This is a genomic window from Marivita sp. (assembly GCF_022763305.1).
In the GTDB taxonomy this organism is placed as follows: Bacteria; Pseudomonadota; Alphaproteobacteria; order Rhodobacterales; family Rhodobacteraceae; genus Marivita.
Genome location: NZ_JALEGT010000021.1, coordinates 1 through 16513 on the forward strand (window position 1 = coordinate 1; position 16513 = coordinate 16513).

Here is a 16513-nt window from a genome sequence, read left to right on the forward strand (position 1 = left end):
ATAGATGAAAAAAGGCTTTGGGCAAAGCGTTGAATATGGCGAAATTACGTTTTTTTCCCCTTTTCGTCCGAGTGTTGCGGGAAAAGCCCGCCGCAAAGGCGGTCAGAATGCATCGATAACGCTATGAGTTTGCGCAGAATTCTGCGCAGCAAGCCCTATCCGCACGGCCCAGGCACCATCCTGTATTGACACCTCGGGAACCCCTCCATTTCGCACCAGATCCAGGAAGCGTGCATGCTGATAGAAGGTCGATCCATTGTGATCGCCCGCTTCGAGGATCGTCGGATCGACCGGAATATCGACCGCTTGCGGCCCTTTTGGATGGCGCGGGCTGATGATCACCTGCGCCACGGGCGGTGCGCCCAGATGGGTTGGCCAGAACCGGCCCGGACCGGGCACGAAGGCCTCGATCTTGCCATTGGGACCGACCGCGCTGATCTCTTCCTGGTATTTCGAGCCTTCCGCATACATGCACAGCTCCAGCATCGCCCGTGCGCCATTGGCGAAATCGACGATCACATAGGCGGTGTCCCAGATGTCGGGCACCTCTCCATTATAGGCCTCATCCAGATGGTTCACCTCCTGCCCAGCGCTCGCGGTCACGCGCACCGGGTCGGAGCCAAGGATCAGGCGCATGAGGTCGAAGAAGTGACAGCACTTTTCGACCAGCGTGCCTCCGGTGTTGCGGTTGAAGCGGTTCCAGTCGCCCACCTTGTGCAGAAAGGGAAAGCGGTGTTCGCGGATGGTAAGCATCTTCACCCCCCCCGTGGCGCGCTGCACCTCCTCGGCAAAGGTCTGGATGGGGGGCATGTAGCGGTATTCCATCGCCACCCAGATCGGTGCGGGGTAGCTCGCCGCAATCGCTTCGATGCGCGCGATGTCGGCGGGGTCGGTATAAAGCGGCTTTTCCATCAAGAGCGGCAGCGGGTTGAGTTCCGCGATCTGCTCCAGCGCGTCGATGTGGCAATGGTTGGGGCTCGCCACAAGCAGACAGTCAAGATCATCGCGCGCCAACAGATCTTCGATCGACGCCTCGAGCGTCGCGTTCCCCGCAATCGCCTTGGCTGCGGCCGCCATGATCTCGTCCGGCTCATAGATCGCCGCCACCCGCGCGCTGTCGAGCAAGGCGATATTGCGCAGGTGCTCCTGCCCCATCATGCCGCATCCGATGATGCCGTAATTGATGACTTTCATGTCTGTCCTTCAGGTGATGCGCGCGACATAGCGCGCGACGTCTGTGTTGATCCAGTTCCACGAGGCCTCGGCCGCCTCGCCTTCGGGGCCATAGCTGACCCGTGTCGCCCGCATGCAGGGCTTCCCGGCAGACAGGCCAAAGCTGGCCGGGGCCCAGTCCGGCACGGCGTCCAGATCCAGCCGGTCCACCGCCTTGGTGATCCAGAGACCCAGAGATTCACGGTAGTAGAGATACAAAGACTCCCGCAGCGCCACCGCGTCGATCCGGTCGACATAGCTGCCGTCAAGCCAGATTTCCTCAAGCACGGCGGGCACGCCGTTCAACCGCCGCAACCGGCGAATCCGGTGCCCTTGGTCCGATGCGCCAAAGCGCGGCAAGCCGTCAGGCTTGACAAGCCGCGTCACCGACAAAAGTTCGGCGGTGGGCAACCCGCCCCCCTCGATCAGCTCGACCCGGAAGAACGCGTAGACAGACTGCGTGTCTTCCTGGGCGCAGATATAGTTGCCCGACCCCTGCACACGCTCCAGCAGGCCCAGCGCCGTCAGTTCATTCAGTGACTTGCGCAGGGTGCCCACCGAAATGCCGAGTTTCGATGCCATCTCGCGTTCCGGAGGCAGGCGTTCGCCATCGACGAGGCGACCAGCCTGAATGTCGCGGATCAGCAATTCGCTGATCTGCACATATTTCGGCAGGGCATGCGTGTCGGACATTTCTCGCACCAAAAATTGATACACTATTGATCTACATTTTTGGCGATGCTACGCAAGGGGAAATCATGCGCCCCGGAGACACCTTATGACCATCGTGCCGATCACCTCACCTGACCTCGACGCGGTGGAGGTTTCGTGGTTCGCGGCGCTGTGTTCCGACGACTATGAATTCCTCGGCGTGCCTGACGGAAACCTGCGTTCCAGCTTTGCGCATTGCTCGTCCATCGTGAAAGAGGCCGAGGCGCAGGGGTTCCGCAACATCCTGTGCCCGTCGTCTTATCAGGTTGGACAGGACACGCTCAGCTTCGTCGCCGGCTGCGCGCCGATCACCGACAAGATCAATATGCTGGCCGCTGTGCGTTGCGGGGAAATGCAGCCAATCATGCTGGCCCGCACGATTGCAACACTCGACCACATGCTCGAAGGGCGGCTGACGGTGAACATCATCTCCTCGGATTTCCCGGGCGAAAAGGAAGACAGCAAACTGCGCTACCAGCGCTCCCGCGAGGTGGTGGAGATCCTCAAGCAAGCGTGGACACAGGGCGAGATCACCTACAAGGGCGAGGTCTACACTTTCGAAGGGCTGACCACCGATCCGGCGGTGCCGTATCAGACAGGTGGCCCGCTACTCTATTTCGGCGGCTATTCCCCCGACGCGCTGGAACTCTGTGGGCAGCATTGCGATGTCTACCTCATGTGGCCCGAGCCGAAAGAGGCGCTGGCGCAGCGGATGAAAGACGTGAACGCGGTGGCAGAACGCTATGGCCGTACACTTGATTACGGCCTGCGTGTTCATGTCATCGTCCGCGACACCGAGGCCGAGGCCCGCGAATACGCGCAGCACATCGTCAGCAAGCTGGACGACGAACAGGGCAGGACGATCCGCGAACGGGCACTGGACGCGACCTCGCTTGGTGTATCGCATCAGGCCAAGAACCGCGAACTGGCGGATATGGAAGGCTTTGTGGAGCCGCATCTCTGGACCGGTGTGGGCCGGGCGCGCTCGGGCTGTGGCGCGGCGCTGGTGGGATCCACCGATCAGGTGCTGAGCGAGCTGGAGCAGTACCAAAAGATGGGCATCCGCGCGTTCATCCTGTCGGGCTATCCGCATCTGGACGAATGCCGCCATTTCGGCAGCCGGGTCTTGCCGCAGCTCAAGACCGTGCAACTGAACCATGCCTATGGCCGAGTGCCCGCGGGCACGCCGATGACGCCATTGGGCGCCGGGGAGCGTCGCTGATGCCCCTGAACGGTTTACCAGAATTTTATGGAGCGCGCTTAGATTCTTCTACGAAGAATCTAGTCACACGCCGCAAACCAAACCGCAGAGCACATGCTTCCCAAGCAATGGCGCGCGGCATGTCTCGGCTCCACAAACCGAAATCTACGAACGCACAAGGATGACCATGGACCGCGTAAGACTGAACGACGCCCTCGAAATGAGCCGCCTTGTCTATGGCATGTGGCGGCTGGGTGACGATGCCGACACCAGCGTGGACCACATCCGCAACAAGATCAGCGCCTGCCTCGATCAGGGCATCACGACGATGGATCAGGCCGACATCTATGGCGGCTACGAGGCCGAGGAAATCCTTGGCACCGCACTCACACCCGAGCTGCGCAACCGGATCGAGATCGTCACCAAATGCGATATCGTGGCCCCTGTGGGGCGCTATGCCAACGCGCGTGTCAAATACTACGACACGTCGCGCGCGCATATCCTGTCTTCGGTCGACCATTCCCTGCGGCTGATGAAGATCGACCATATTGACCTTCTGCTAATCCACCGCCCCGACCCGCTGATGGATGCCTGCGAAACCGGAGCGGCGCTGGACGAGGTTGTGGCAAGCGGCAAGGTCCGCGCGGTTGGTGTTTCGAACTTCCGTCCCTGGGATTGGGAGCTGCTGCAGGCGTCGATGAACACGCCGCTGGTCACCAATCAGATCGAGATCAGCCTGCTGCACCACGCCCCCTTCACCAATGGCGATATCGCGTTCCACCAGAAGAACGGCCAGCCTCTCATGGCCTGGTCGCCGCTGGGGGGCGGTGCGCTCTTCGAACAGCACAACGCAGCGCTGCGCACCGCGCTCAAGACAATCGGCGATGATCACGGCGTCGATGAAGCGGCAGTCGCAGTCGCCTGGCTCTTGGCGCATCCGGCGCGCATTCTACCTGTCCTCGGCACCAACAATCTGGACCGCATTGCCCGCATCGGCGATGCTGCAAAGATACAGATCGACCGGGAGACATGGTTTGACCTTTACACCCACGCCCTTGGACACGAAGTGGCCTGAGACACGCGATGAACGCCTTGACGCATAGTTTCGATCCCGCACAGGACAATGCCCGCGAGTTTCGCGATGCCCTTGGCCGTTTCGGAACCGGGGTCACCATCATCACCTGCGATGCAGGTGACGGCCCACTGGGCATCACCGCCAACAGCTTTGCCAGCGTATCGCTCGACCCGCCGCTGGTGCTCTGGTCGCCGGCCAAGTCGTCAAGCCGCTATCCCTTTTTCATGGCGGCCGATCATTTCGCCATTCATGTTGTCGGCGCGGACCAGGCTGCGCTCTGCACGGCCTTTGCCCGCAATGGCAACCCGTTCGACCAATTCGATTGGGAAACCGGCGATGAAGGCGTGCCATTGCTCAACGGATGTCTGAGCCGGTTCGAATGTACCAAGGTGGCCGAGCATGACGGCGGGGATCATTCGATCGTGGTCGCGCGCGTGCGTCGGGTCACCACTCGCGCTGGGGACCCGCTTCTGTTTTTCAGCGGACGCTACGGAGGATTTACCGAGGCGACATAAACCGCCCCGACAGACAAGAAAAAGCGGGGCCGCCGGCGGGAGACCGGTGAGGGATTGGGAGGAGGCCGCATGGCCATATTGCTCTGGCTCTTGAAGCCATTGGAAGCTGTGCTCGACATAGTGCTGCGGCTCGGACGCTGGATCGCGATCGTGGCCATTGGCCTGATGGTCTGTGCAATCCTGCTTCAGGTCTTTTGCCGCTACGTCCTTGGCAATGCCCTGCCCTGGCCGGAAGAAGCCGCCATTTTCCTCATGCTCTGGATGACCGCCGTCATCGCGCCCTCGGCCTATCGGCGCGGGGGCTTTGTGGCGCTGGAAATTCTGTCCTCAGCCCTGCCCAAGCGAGGCGCGGCGGTTCTCGCGCTGGTGCTTCTGCTGATTTCGGGCCTCGTGCTCTATATCGGCGCCCAGATGGGCTTGGGGGAAATGACCAGCCTTGCGGGCAAGTTCAAAAGCGCGTCGCTCAAGTACCCCACCCCGGACGGGTGGGAAAAGATGCCCAATTCCTGGCAGATCGCGTCTCTTGTGACGGGTCTCTGGCTGCTTTTCGTGGTCAATATCGAGTTGATCCTGCGCAACCTCATCACCCTGGCCGGAGGAGAGGACCGCTTGCGGCCCGCCTTTGATGCCGAACTGACGGCGGAGTAACGCGATGCTGGTCTGGTTCCTGCCCCTCTTTCTGCTGTTCCTGATGATCGGCTTGCCGGTGTTCTTCGGCATGCTCGCGGCCCCCGGCATTCTGCTCTGGCTCAATGGTCAGGACCGCGATCTGATCCTGCTCTATCGCAACGTCTATAACGGCATGGCGTCCTTTCCGCTGATGGCGATCCCCTTCTTCATGCTTGCGGGCGAGTTGATGAACCGCGGCGGCATCACCATGCGGCTGGTCGAGTTCAGCCAGGCCATGATGGGCCATTTCCGCGGCGGTCTGGCGCATGTGAACGTGCTCAGTTCCATGCTGTTCGCGGGCCTGTCCGGTTCTGCCGTAGCGGACACCTCGGCGCTTGGATCGATGCTGATCCCGGCGATGGAGAAAGAGGGCTATACCCGCAAATTCGCCGCTGCGATCACCGCCGCGAGTTCCGTCATCGGCCCGATCATCCCGCCATCGGGCATCATGATCATCTACGCCTACGTGATGGGCGAATCCGTCGCGGCCCTGTTCCTTGCGGGCATCATCCCCGGCATCCTCGTCGGTGTCGGCCTGATGATCATGGTCAAGTTCATGGCCGACAAATACGACTTCCCGGCTTCGCGCCAGAAGGCAAGCTGGGGCGAGAGGGGCAATGCCTCGCTCAAGGCGTTCTTCCCGCTGATGACCCCGGTGATCATCCTCGGCGGCATCCTGGGCGGTGTCTTCACCCCGACCGAGGCCGCCGCCGTGGCTGTGGGCTATGCGATCATCGTCGGCATGTTCATCCTGCGCACCCTGTCGGTCCGCGATCTGCCGGATGTGTTCATGCGCGCTGCCATGACATCGGCCACCGTGCTGCTGCTCGTGGGGGCCGCGATGGCGTTCAAAACGGTGGTGTCGCTGTCACACACCCCCGAGATCTTGGCCGAATTCGTGCTGGGCCTGAGCCAGAACCCGTTAATCCTGCTCTTCCTGATCAACCTGCTTCTGTTCGTCGTCGGCATGTTCCTCGATGCAGGTCCGGCGATCATCATCCTCGGGCCGATCCTCGGGCCGATTTTCGTCGATCTGGGTGTCGATCCGATCCATTTCGCGATCATCATGTCCGTCAACCTGACCGTGGGGCTGGCCACACCGCCGATGGGACTCGTTCTCTTCGTCGCCTCAAGCGTGTCCGGCGAACGGGTCGAGACCATTTCCAAGGCGATCCTGCCGTTCCTTTTCATCGAAATCGTGGTGATCTTCCTGATCACCTTCATCCCGGAAATCTCCATGACCATTCCGCGCCTCACCGGGTTTGCGGACTGACATCTGCGGGTCACACGGCCCGTGTAACCGACCACGAGAAAGCAACAGGGAGTACACCATGCTCAAAGGTCTTACAAAAGTGGCACTGACGGCGGCCTTGCTCGCCGGAAGCGCGATGACAGCGGCGGCACAGGATTTCACCATCCGCGCCACGGCCAACTCGAACGAGAACGACGAAGACTATGACGGTCTCGTGGTGTTCAAGAACCATGTCGAGAACGCCTCGAACGGCCGCATCGCGGTGGAGCTCTTCATCGGCACGCAGCTGTGCTCGGGCGGTGCGGAATGTCTGCAGGGTGTGTCCGACGGCTCCATCGACGTGTTCGTGACAACCTCGGGCGGCGCGGCTGGCATCTTCCCCTATGTGCAGGTGCTCGACCTGCCCTATCTGATGTCCGACGACCGCGTAGCCGAACACGTGCTGTCGGGCGATTTCACCCGCACCATGCGCACCATGGCGCTTGAGGATTCCGGCGACACGATCCGCATCATGACCATCGGCAACACCGGCGGCTGGCGCAATTTCGCCAACACGCAGCGCCGCGTGACCAAGCCGGAAGATCTCGCCGGTCTCAAGATCCGCACCGTCGTCGCCGACCTGCCGCAGGAACTGGTCAAGGTGCTTGGTGCTGCCCCGACCCCGATCAGCTGGCCGGAACTCTTCACCTCGATCCAGACCGGTGTGGTGGACGGCTCCAAGAACGGCATCACCGACATCATGGGCATGAAATTCCCGGATGCGGGTCTGCAATACCTGACGCTCGACGGCCACGCCTACATGGGGGCGATCTGGGTCATGAACAACGAAAAATTCATGTCCATGCCCGAAGACCTGCGCCGCGTCGTCGTCGACGGCTTTGCAGCACTCCAGCAGGCGACCTTCGCCTCGCCCAAGCGCAAATCGATCCAGGCCTACGAGGAATTCGTCGCGGGTGGCGGTGATCTCTACGTGCCGACGCCGGAAGAAAAGGAAGCCTTCCGCGAAGCGGCAGCCCCGGTCTTTGACTGGTTCCAGGAGAACGTCGATGGCGGTCCGGAAATCTTCGAAGCACTGACCAAGGCCGTGGCCGAAGCCGAGGCCGATCTGGCGGCGGAGTACGAAGCCGACCTGAACTGATCAGGTTCGGATAGCGCGATGGACGCTTTCAGACAATCGAAAAGGCCGCCTTTCGGGGCGGCCTTTTTGTTTGGGATGTTTCCGGATGGGCCGCGCGGATGCCCGGCCGGCGCAAGTGGCGGGATCAGAGAGACCGGGCGTCGCGGAACGAGAGCAGGCGGCGCGAGCCTTCGTCCCAGAGATGCAGCCGCGCATTGGCAAAGCTTTCGCGGATGGTCATGCGGTTGTGATCGGCAAGGCTGGCGTGATCACGGACCACTTCGGGCAGCCGGTAGAAGGGGATGCGGCTGTAAAGATGGTGGACGTGGTGGATGCCGATATTCCCGCTGAGCCATTGCAGCAGCTTGGGCAGCACGTAATACGAACTGCCATGCAGGGCCGCATCGTGCAATTGCCAGCCCTCGCCCTGATCCCAGAACGTGGTTTCGAACTGGTGCTGGACGTAGAAGAGCCAGACCCCCGCCGTTGCTGCAAGCAACGTCGATGGCAGGAAGATCAGCAGGATCGGCATCAGGCCCCCGAAATAAAGCATCACGAGCAGGCCTGACAGGATCGCGGCATTCGTTCCCATCGCGCTGGCCCAGTAGCGGACGCTGGACATCAGCCCCAGCGGGATGCGATTCTGCAGCAGGAAGAGATATCCCGGCCCCAAGCCGAACAGGATGATCGGATGCCGGTAAAGCCGGTACATCAGCTTGCTCCAGCCCGACAGCGCCTTGTATTCGGCCACGGTCATGGTGTGCACGTCGCCGATGCCGCGACGGTCGAGATTGCCATGGGTGCTATGGTGGATCGAATGGGTCCGTCGCCAGACATCATAGGGCGTGAGCGTCAGCACACCCAGCACACGGCCCAGCCAGTCGCTGAGCGTGCGGTTGTTGTAGAACGCGCCATGCCCGCAATCATGCTGGATGATGAAGAGCCGCAAGAGGAAAGCCGCATTCACGCAGGAGAGCGCAAAGGTCAACCGGTAGCTGACGCCCATGGCCCACCATGCGGCGGCCCATAGCGCCACGAACGGCCCCAGCGTGACGGCCAGCTCGAACGAGCTGCGCATCGCGTCAGGTTCGCGATATTTGGCGAGAATTTGAACCCAGTCTTTGGCGGAGGTCGGCACGGGCGTCTGCCCGGTAATCGTGAACTGCTCGGACATAAGCCTGCTTTTGTTGTATCGGTTGCAGCGTTCTATCCGATGAGAGGCAATCCGCCTACGCTTCTTCGCAGTCCACGGGCCATCCGAGGCATTTTGCCACTGTCAGTCGTGATCGGCCGAATTGTCCGGGGCCTGTGGCGTGCAGGAACAGCGTTCCGGCTTGATGTCGAGCAGCGGCGTTTCGTCGATGCAGTCGGGCCCTTCAAGCGCGGGTTCCCAGTGGGGCAGCAGTTCCAGCCGGCACTCCGGCCCTTCCAACCGCCCCTGACGCGGGCAGAGGTCGCGCGTGACGAAGGGTGTGCGGATCGTCCCGATGAACTGCAGCCGCGCATTGTCAGGGGGCGGCGCGTCGGTTGCGATTTCGCCCTCGCGGAGGTCGGTTGGTAATGTCGATGTCATGCTCTTCTCCCACACAGGCCCCGGACACCACCTAGCCAAGATCGGCGCGACGGGCCAATGGACACGTGGCGCGACGATGCTCTGCAGTGATGTGCATCTTGCCGCGCGTCGGTCTCTGGGACATAGTCGGCCCGCTATGACGAACGCTGACACATCCACTGCAGAACGCTACCTCACCGTGCCGGAGCTTGCGGCGCTGCTGCGCATCAAGGAGCGCAAGGTCTACGATCTTGCCGCCACCGGTGCCGTTCCCTGTTCGAAGGTCACCGGAAAGCTGCTGTTTCCCGAACAGGCCGTGCGGCGCTGGCTGGAGCGCGGCCAGACCGGAACGGCGCAGGTCGACTCCGCACGTCCGGTGGTGTTCCTGGGCAGCCATGATCCCCTGCTCGACTGGGCGTTGCGCCAATCCGAATGCGGCATTGCGACGTTCTTTGACGGGTCCCAGGACGGATTGGACCGGTTTGTCGCCCGCGATGGTCTTGGGGCCGGGCTGCACATGTTCGACGCAGCCTCCGGAACATGGAACATCGAGGCGGTGGATGCGCTGCTTCGCGGCACGCCGAGCGTGCTTCTTGGGTTTGCCAAACGTCGGCGTGGGCTGGTGGTCCGACCCGAACTGGTCAATGAGATCACCGGACTTGGCGATCTGGTTGGACGCACGATCACCCCCCGGCAGGTGGGCGCAGGATCGCGGAGCCTGTTCGACCATCTTTTGCGCGAAGCGGCCATTCCGCCTGAGACCATTCGCATGCGTCCGGTGGCCCGCAGCGAAGCGGATGCGGTTCTGGACGTTGCGACCGGCGCGTCTGATGCGACTTTCGGCCTCGAGGCGCTCGCCGAACAGCACCATCTCGGTTTTGTTGCTCAGATCGAGGAAAGCTTTGATATCGTGGTCGACCGCCGCGCCTATTTCGATCCTCCGATGCAGCGCTTTCTGGCCTTCCTGCGCAGCCCGGCTTTTGCGGATCACGCGGCGGGGCTCAAAGGATACGATATCTCGGATGCTGGAACCGTCCGCTGGAACGGTTAGCGCGAAATTCACGCGACATATGGTGGACGCTGCGGTGCGCCCGGCTTAGGTTCGGCGATGAACCAAGGATACCGGAATGACTGACGCAACCCCCTATCAGGTGCTTGCCCGCAAGTATCGCCCCGAAACCTTTGCCCACCTCGTCGGGCAAGAGGCCATGGTGCGCACGCTGAAGAATGCCTTTGCCGCGGACCGGATCGCGCAGGCTTTCGTCATGACCGGGATTCGCGGGATCGGCAAAACCACCACCGCGCGGATCATCGCGAAAGGGCTGAACTGTATCGGACCGGATGGCACCGGCGGACCGACAACCGAACCCTGCGGCCAGTGCGAACATTGCGTGGCGATCATGGAAGGCCGCCATGTCGACGTGATGGAGATGGACGCCGCCTCGCGGACGGGTGTGGGCGACATCCGCGAGATCATCGATTCCGTGCATTACCGGGCGGCATCAGCCCGTTACAAGATCTACATCATCGACGAAGTCCACATGCTGTCGACCAGTGCGTTCAACGCGCTCTTGAAGACGCTGGAAGAACCACCCGCGCATGTGAAGTTCATCTTTGCCACCACCGAGATCCGCAAGGTTCCCGTCACGGTGCTGTCGCGCTGCCAGCGGTTCGATCTGCGGCGGATCGAGCCGGAGATGATGATCACGCTTCTGCGCAAGATCGCGACGCGCGAAAATGCCGAGATCACGGATGATGCGCTGGCTTTGATCACACGCGCCGCCGAGGGCTCTGCCCGGGATGCGACCTCACTTCTGGATCAGGCGATCAGCCATGGTGCGGGGGAAACCACCGCCGAGCAGGTGCGCGCGATGTTGGGTCTGGCTGACCGGGGCCGCGTGCTCGACCTCTTCGATCTGGTGATGAAAGGCGACGCGGCGGGCGCGCTGACGGAGTTGAGCGCGCAATACGCCGATGGGGCCGACCCGATGGCAGTGCTGCGCGATCTCGCGGAAATCACGCATTGGATTTCCGTGGTCAAGATTACCCCCGAAGCCGCCGAAGACCCCACGATCAGCCCGGACGAACGCCAGCGCGGGCAGGACTTCGCGAACGCGCTTGGCATGCGCCCGCTGACGCGGCTGTGGCAGATGCTGCTCAAGGCGCTGGACGAGGTGGCGCAGGCGCCGAACGCGATGATGGCCGCCGAAATGGCGATCATCCGCATGACTCATGTGTCGGAATTGCCCAGCCCTGAGGACCTTGTGAAAAGGTTGCAGGATACGCCGCCCCCACCACCGCCATCTGGAAATGGAATGTCGGTTGGGGGGGCCACGCGGACGCAGGCGATGGGCGGCCATGCCCCAACCCATACGTCGTCTAACGGCCCACATGCCTCATACGGTGGTGCGGCGGTTGCGCTTGCGGCGGATCAGGCGCTGGCGCGGTATCCGACCTTCGAGCATGTGATCGAACTGATCCGCGCCAATCGCGATGTCAAACTGCTGGTCGAAGTCGAAGGCTGCGTGCGCCTCGCCGCCTATCAGCCCGGGCGGATCGAATTCACGCCGACCGACAATGCCCCCGCCGATCTGGCGCAGCGCCTTGGTGGTGCCTTGCAGCGCTGGACAGGTAATCGCTGGGCGGTGACTTTGGTCAACGGATCAGAGGCACCCACCATTGTCGAGACGCGCGACGCCGCCGAAATCGCAATCAAGGAGGAAGCCGCGGCTCACCCTCTGGTCAAGGCCGTGCTCGACGCCTTTCCCGGCGCTGTGATCGAAGAGGTGCGCACACCGGATCAACTGGCCGCCGTGGCCGAAGCGGAAGCCTTGCCCGAAGTGGAAGACGAATGGGACCCATTCGAGGAGGAGTGATCCTGTCGCTCCTGCCCGGGGCTGCCATGGCGCAGGACTGCGCGGTGCAACGCCCCGGCTGGGATGGCGCACCGGTGAGTGCCGTGCAGGAAGCGGTGTTTCTGGCGTCGTCGCCTGCGGCTTTGGTTCTGCTCTTGGGCACCGCAATCGCAATCCGGTTCAAGAGCCAGTGGGGGTCCCTTGCGGTGGTTCTGGGCTGGACAGCCTTTGTCACCTTCCTGACCATGTTGGCCCCCGCGTCGCGTAAAGCCGCGATGGCGGAAGGCTGCGTGGGGTCGCCTGCCTTGTTCATTGGCGTGATCGCTGCAATATGTGTCGGGATGATCTTTTACACCGCGCCTCCGCTGAAGGGGCGCTGACCTACGGAGAGAAACATGTTCAAGGGTTTGGGCCAGATGGGCGACATGGCCAAGATGATGAAGGCCGCGCAGGAAATGCAGGGCAAGATGGCCCAGATGCAGGAAGATCTGGCCACCATGACCGTGACCGGCGAAAGCGGCGCGGGTCTGGTCAAGGCCACGGCCACCGCCAAGGGTGAGCTGACCGGGCTCGACATCGACCCGTCGATCTTCAACGGGGATGACAAGGAAGTTGTCGAAGACCTGATCCTGGCCGCGATCAAGGATGCGCAGCAGAAGGCGCAGGACAAGGCGCAGGAAGAGATGGGCAAGCTGACCGAAGGTCTGGGCCTGCCGCCGGGGATGAAGCTTCCGTTCTGAGGGTCCCGGACGCGCAGCGTACTCAAATCGATCGGTTGGGTCTGACACATGCGGGACGGCGGCGACATCGAGGCGCTCATCGCGATGATGGCGCGGCTGCCGGGGCTGGGCCCCCGGTCGGCCCGCCGTGCCGTGTTGCACATGATCCGCAAGCGCGGGTTGTTGCTGGGGCCACTGGCCGAGTTGATGACCCGCGTGGCCCGGGATGCGCGCGAATGTCTGAACTGCGGCAATATCGGCACGCAGGACATCTGCGACATCTGTCAGGACAATCAGCGCAACAACGGGTTGCTCTGTGTGGTTGAAGACGTGTCCGATCTTTGGGCGATGGAGCGGTCGGGCGTCTTCAAAGGGCGCTATCATGTCTTGGGCGGCACACTGTCGGCGCTGGATCAGGTAGGTCCGGACGAGCTGCGCATTCCCAAGCTTTCGGCCCGCGTGGACAGCGAAGAGATCACCGAGGTGATCCTCGCGCTCAATGCCACGATCGACGGGCAGACCACGGCCCACTACATCGCGGATCAACTAGAGGGACGCGTGGCGCTCACGTCGCTTGCGCAGGGCGTGCCCATCGGCGGTGAGCTGGATTACCTTGACGAGGGGACGATCACCGCAGCCATGAACGCGCGCAAACCTCTCTGAACAACATATATAAAAATTGGAACATGTTTTGACACCTGTCTGTTGATCTCCCAAAGGAGAGAAGGAGCGTCATGACAGTTTCAGGAACAAGCAAATCGAACGGCCACGCCTCCCCGGAGGTAACGGGCTTCTATGATGCCGACACCGGCAGTATCCAATATCTTGCCGTCGACCCGGAGACGCGGAAGGCCGCGCTGATCGACACGGTGCTGACCTTCGATCCACAAAGCGCCTCGACGCATACGGGCAGTGTCGACGCGATCCTGCGATTTGCCGAGGCAGAGGGCGTCGAGATCGTGTGGATCCTCGACACGCATCCACATGCTGATCACCTCATGGCATCATCCTATCTGAAAGACAGGTTGGGCCAGCCAAACGCGATTGGCGAGAAGGTGAAGGAGATCGCCGATCTGTGGCGCGACATCTATCATCTGCCAGACGCGTTCGATCCGGCCCGGGATTTCGACCATCTGTTTGCCGATGGCGATACGTTTCAGATCGGGGACCTGCCGGTCCGTGTGATGCTGTCGCCCGGCCACACGCTGGGGTCGATCACATATTTGGTCGGTGATGATGCGGCGTTTGTGCACGACACGTTCATGCAGCCAGATGCCGGCACGTCCCGCGCGGATTTCCCGGGCGGCACGGCGGCCGATCTGTGGGAGTCGTTGCAGGCCATTCTCGCCCTGCCCGACCATACACGGTTGTTTGTCGGACATGATTACGGGACAAGATACCGGACCGACCCTGCCTGGGTTTCTACCGTCGCCCAGCAGCGTCGGCACAACGTCCATATTGGCGGCGGTGTCTCGCGGGACGATTACATCGCGCGACGCGACGCGCGTGACAAAACGCTGTCCCTGCCCGACCGCATGCTGCACGTTCTGCAGATGAATCTCCGGGCCGGGCGCGCTCCGGAGCCCGAACGCGACGGGCACAGCTATTTGAAACTTCCGATGAACAAGTTTTAGGAGACGTCATGGATATCGAAACCACCGAGACCGGCACGCTTGAACACTGGACGCCAGACGAGGTCGCGGCCGCGTTTGCCGAGGACAGGATCGTCCTGATCGACGTCCGCACGCCGCAGGAATTCGCGCTCGAAAGGATCAACGGCGCGCTTCTTGCCCCGATGCAGGCATTCCAGCCCAACCACATGCCGGACCAATCAAAGAAACAGATCGTCTTTCACTGCGGATCGGGTGTCCGGTCGGCGCGAGTGGCAAAGCTCTGCCTTGCGGCGGGAGAAAAGCGCATTACCCATATGGCCGGTGGTTTTGCGGCGTGGAAAGAGGCCGGACTGGCCTATATGGGCACAGACATGGCGACAGGTGCGCCCAAGGAAATGCAGAAAACGGCGTAAGCGCATGAAAAAACCCGGCACCGCTGGTGGGGCCGGGTTCTTTTCGGTCAGGATGACGCGCGTGATCAGCGACGGTAATCGTCGTCGTCCTCGTCGTCATCGTCATCGTGGGTGCCGTCCGGCAGGTTGAAGAAACTGTCCGCATCCGCGTAATCGTCGTCACGGCGCTCGGTTTCGCTGTCCTGCGACGATCCGGACAGGCTGAAGGTTTCGAGCCCTTCGATAGCCGTCGGCAAGCGCGGTTCCGTGTCCATCTCAAGGCTCTGCTCGGTCGAGACAAGCTTGCGACGCTCGTCATCGGTCATCACCGCTTCCTGCTTCTTCGCGGCTTTGGCGACGGCCGCGTCCAGTTCGGACTGCTTGCAGAGGCCCAGTGCCACCGGGTCGATCGGCTGGATGTTGTTGATGTTCCAGTGCGTGCGCTCGCGGATCGCCTGAATCGTCGGCTTGGTGGTGCCCACCAGCTTGGAAATCTGGCCATCGCTCAGCTCGGGATGGAATTTGACCAGCCAGAGGATCGACGCTGGACGGTCCTGACGCTTGGAGAGCGGCGTGTAACGCGGGCCACGGCGCTTTTCCTCGCCCTGAGCCGCGGCATAGACCTTGAGCTTGAGCTTGTGCATCGGGTTCGCTTCGCCCTTCTTGATCTCTTCGGGCTCGAGCTGGTTGTTGGCGATGGGATCAAACCCTTTGACCCCGGCCGCCACGTCGCCATCGGCGATGCCCTGAACCTCGAGTTCGTGCATGCCGGTGAAATCGGCGATCTGCTTGAAGGTCAGTGTCGTGTTGTCCACCAGCCAGACGGCGGTGGCCTTTGCCATGATCGGTTTGCCCATCTCGCGTCTCCTTACGCAAAGCTTCTTCCCTCTCCCGGAGGGTTCCGGGAGGTCCCGGATCGGCCGGGACGGGTTTCCATTGTCAGGGAACTTGGCGGCCTTATAGTCGCGCAAGGGCAAAGAGGAAAGAGCAAATGCGGGTTTTGGGTTGGGCGTTGGCCTGCGTGATGGCCGCACCCGTTGCATGGGCCGAGGGCGAACGCGCGGGTGAGTTCGATTATTACGTGATGGCGCTCAGCTGGTCGCCGACATGGTGCGCGCTGGAAGGGGATGCGCGGCAATCACCGCAATGCGCTGCGGATGCGGATTTCGGCTGGGTGCTGCATGGTCTCTGGCCGCAGTACCATCGCGGCTGGCCATCGTTCTGCCCGACGTCGGAACGTAACCCGTCCCGATCCATGACGGCCGAAATGGCAGACATCATGGGCACGTCGGGTCTGGCCTGGTATCAGTGGAACAAACATGGCGTCTGCTCGGGCTTGTCGGCCTCGGAATACTATGCCCTTGCGCGCGACGCTTACGGCACAATCGTTGGCCCGGATGTCTTTCGACGCCTGGACACGGTGGTGCGCCTGCCCGCTTCGGTCGTGGAAGAGGCGTTCCTGAAGGACAACCCGCAGCTTGAACCGGACATGATCACCATCACCTGCAGACAGGGTCGCATTCAGGAAGCCCGAATCTGCCTGTCGAAATCGCTGGAGCCGGTGCCTTGCGGACAGGATGTGGTCCGGGATTGCACCGCAACAGATGCGTTGTTCGATCCAATCCGTTAG

Annotated in this window: 19 protein-coding genes; 14 read left to right on the forward strand and 5 right to left on the reverse strand. The window is 61.9% G+C overall.

All coding sequences use genetic code 11. The features are described 5' to 3' along the window. Positions 1-102 precede the first annotated feature (102 nt). Complete coding sequence (locus MRY75_RS04005; RefSeq protein WP_292305860.1) at positions 103-1194, reverse strand: Gfo/Idh/MocA family oxidoreductase; 1092 nt, start codon at positions 1192-1194, stop codon at positions 103-105. 9 nt (positions 1195-1203) lie between these two features. Further along, complete coding sequence (locus tag MRY75_RS04010) at positions 1204-1905, reverse strand: GntR family transcriptional regulator (RefSeq protein WP_292305861.1); 702 nt, start codon at positions 1903-1905, stop codon at positions 1204-1206. 85 nt (positions 1906-1990) lie between these two features. Between MRY75_RS04010 and MRY75_RS04015 the strand changes: the two genes are divergently transcribed. From MRY75_RS04015 to dctP, 6 genes are all read left to right on the forward strand, one after another. Next, positions 1991-3145 carry an LLM class flavin-dependent oxidoreductase gene (locus tag MRY75_RS04015; protein ID WP_292305862.1) on the forward strand — a complete coding sequence of 385 codons (1155 nt, stop codon included), beginning with the start codon at positions 1991-1993 and terminating at the stop codon, positions 3143-3145. A 166-nt stretch (positions 3146-3311) separates the two neighbouring features. After that, the gene (locus tag MRY75_RS04020; RefSeq protein ID WP_292305863.1) at positions 3312-4199 is read left to right on the forward strand and encodes an aldo/keto reductase; all 888 of its coding nucleotides are present in this window, start codon (positions 3312-3314) and stop codon (positions 4197-4199) included. 8 nt (positions 4200-4207) lie between these two features. After that, positions 4208-4714, forward strand: coding sequence for a flavin reductase family protein (locus MRY75_RS04025; protein WP_292305864.1), 507 nt, complete (start codon positions 4208-4210; stop codon positions 4712-4714). A gap of 69 nt (positions 4715-4783) precedes the next feature. Further along, a complete protein-coding gene (locus tag MRY75_RS04030) occupies positions 4784-5362 on the forward strand; it encodes a TRAP transporter small permease subunit (RefSeq protein ID WP_292305865.1) in 579 nt (192 codons plus the stop codon). Between the two features lie 4 nt (positions 5363-5366). Beyond that, positions 5367-6656, forward strand: a complete 1290-nt coding sequence (locus MRY75_RS04035) for a TRAP transporter large permease (RefSeq protein ID WP_292305866.1) — start codon at positions 5367-5369, stop codon at positions 6654-6656. 58 nt (positions 6657-6714) lie between these two features. Further along, positions 6715-7773, forward strand: coding sequence for a TRAP transporter substrate-binding protein DctP (dctP, locus tag MRY75_RS04040; RefSeq protein WP_292305867.1), 1059 nt, complete (start codon positions 6715-6717; stop codon positions 7771-7773). Between the two features lie 124 nt (positions 7774-7897). Here the strand turns inward: dctP and MRY75_RS04045 are convergent, their stop codons facing one another. Continuing rightward, positions 7898-8926 carry a fatty acid desaturase gene (locus tag MRY75_RS04045; RefSeq protein ID WP_292305868.1) on the reverse strand — a complete coding sequence of 343 codons (1029 nt, stop codon included), beginning with the start codon at positions 8924-8926 and terminating at the stop codon, positions 7898-7900. 102 nt (positions 8927-9028) lie between these two features. Then, the gene (locus tag MRY75_RS04050) at positions 9029-9325 is read right to left on the reverse strand and encodes a hypothetical protein (protein WP_292305869.1); all 297 of its coding nucleotides are present in this window, start codon (positions 9323-9325) and stop codon (positions 9029-9031) included. Positions 9326-9461: 136 nt separating this feature from the next. Between MRY75_RS04050 and MRY75_RS04055 the strand changes: the two genes are divergently transcribed. The 7 genes from MRY75_RS04055 to MRY75_RS04085 all read left to right on the forward strand — a co-directional run bounded on the left by MRY75_RS04055 (position 9462) and on the right by MRY75_RS04085 (position 14904). Next, positions 9462-10355: a helix-turn-helix transcriptional regulator gene (locus MRY75_RS04055; RefSeq protein ID WP_292305870.1), complete on the forward strand. Its 894-nt coding sequence runs from the start codon at positions 9462-9464 to the stop codon at positions 10353-10355. Positions 10356-10431: 76 nt separating this feature from the next. Then, positions 10432-12180: a DNA polymerase III subunit gamma/tau gene (locus MRY75_RS04060; RefSeq protein ID WP_292305871.1), complete on the forward strand. Its 1749-nt coding sequence runs from the start codon at positions 10432-10434 to the stop codon at positions 12178-12180. Continuing rightward, positions 12156-12539 carry a hypothetical protein gene (locus MRY75_RS04065; RefSeq protein WP_292305872.1) on the forward strand — a complete coding sequence of 128 codons (384 nt, stop codon included), beginning with the start codon at positions 12156-12158 and terminating at the stop codon, positions 12537-12539. Before MRY75_RS04060 ends, MRY75_RS04065 begins: the two co-directional genes overlap by 25 nt. Positions 12540-12554: 15 nt before the next feature. After that, positions 12555-12899 (forward strand): YbaB/EbfC family nucleoid-associated protein, encoded by a 345-nt coding sequence (locus MRY75_RS04070; RefSeq protein ID WP_292305873.1) that lies wholly within the window; start codon positions 12555-12557, stop codon positions 12897-12899. Between the two features lie 48 nt (positions 12900-12947). Then, positions 12948-13541: a recombination mediator RecR gene (gene recR / locus MRY75_RS04075; RefSeq protein ID WP_292305874.1), complete on the forward strand. Its 594-nt coding sequence runs from the start codon at positions 12948-12950 to the stop codon at positions 13539-13541. A gap of 71 nt (positions 13542-13612) precedes the next feature. Beyond that, the gene (locus tag MRY75_RS04080; RefSeq protein WP_292305875.1) at positions 13613-14512 is read left to right on the forward strand and encodes an MBL fold metallo-hydrolase; all 900 of its coding nucleotides are present in this window, start codon (positions 13613-13615) and stop codon (positions 14510-14512) included. Between the two features lie 8 nt (positions 14513-14520). Next, a complete protein-coding gene (locus tag MRY75_RS04085) occupies positions 14521-14904 on the forward strand; it encodes a rhodanese-like domain-containing protein (protein ID WP_292305876.1) in 384 nt (127 codons plus the stop codon). Positions 14905-14969: 65 nt separating this feature from the next. Here the strand turns inward: MRY75_RS04085 and MRY75_RS04090 are convergent, their stop codons facing one another. Beyond that, positions 14970-15740 carry a cell cycle transcriptional regulator TrcR gene (locus tag MRY75_RS04090; protein ID WP_292305877.1) on the reverse strand — a complete coding sequence of 257 codons (771 nt, stop codon included), beginning with the start codon at positions 15738-15740 and terminating at the stop codon, positions 14970-14972. Positions 15741-15874: 134 nt separating this feature from the next. Between MRY75_RS04090 and MRY75_RS04095 the strand changes: the two genes are divergently transcribed. Further along, entirely contained in the window at positions 15875-16513 is a 639-nt protein-coding gene (locus tag MRY75_RS04095) for a ribonuclease T2 (RefSeq protein ID WP_292305878.1), read from the forward strand.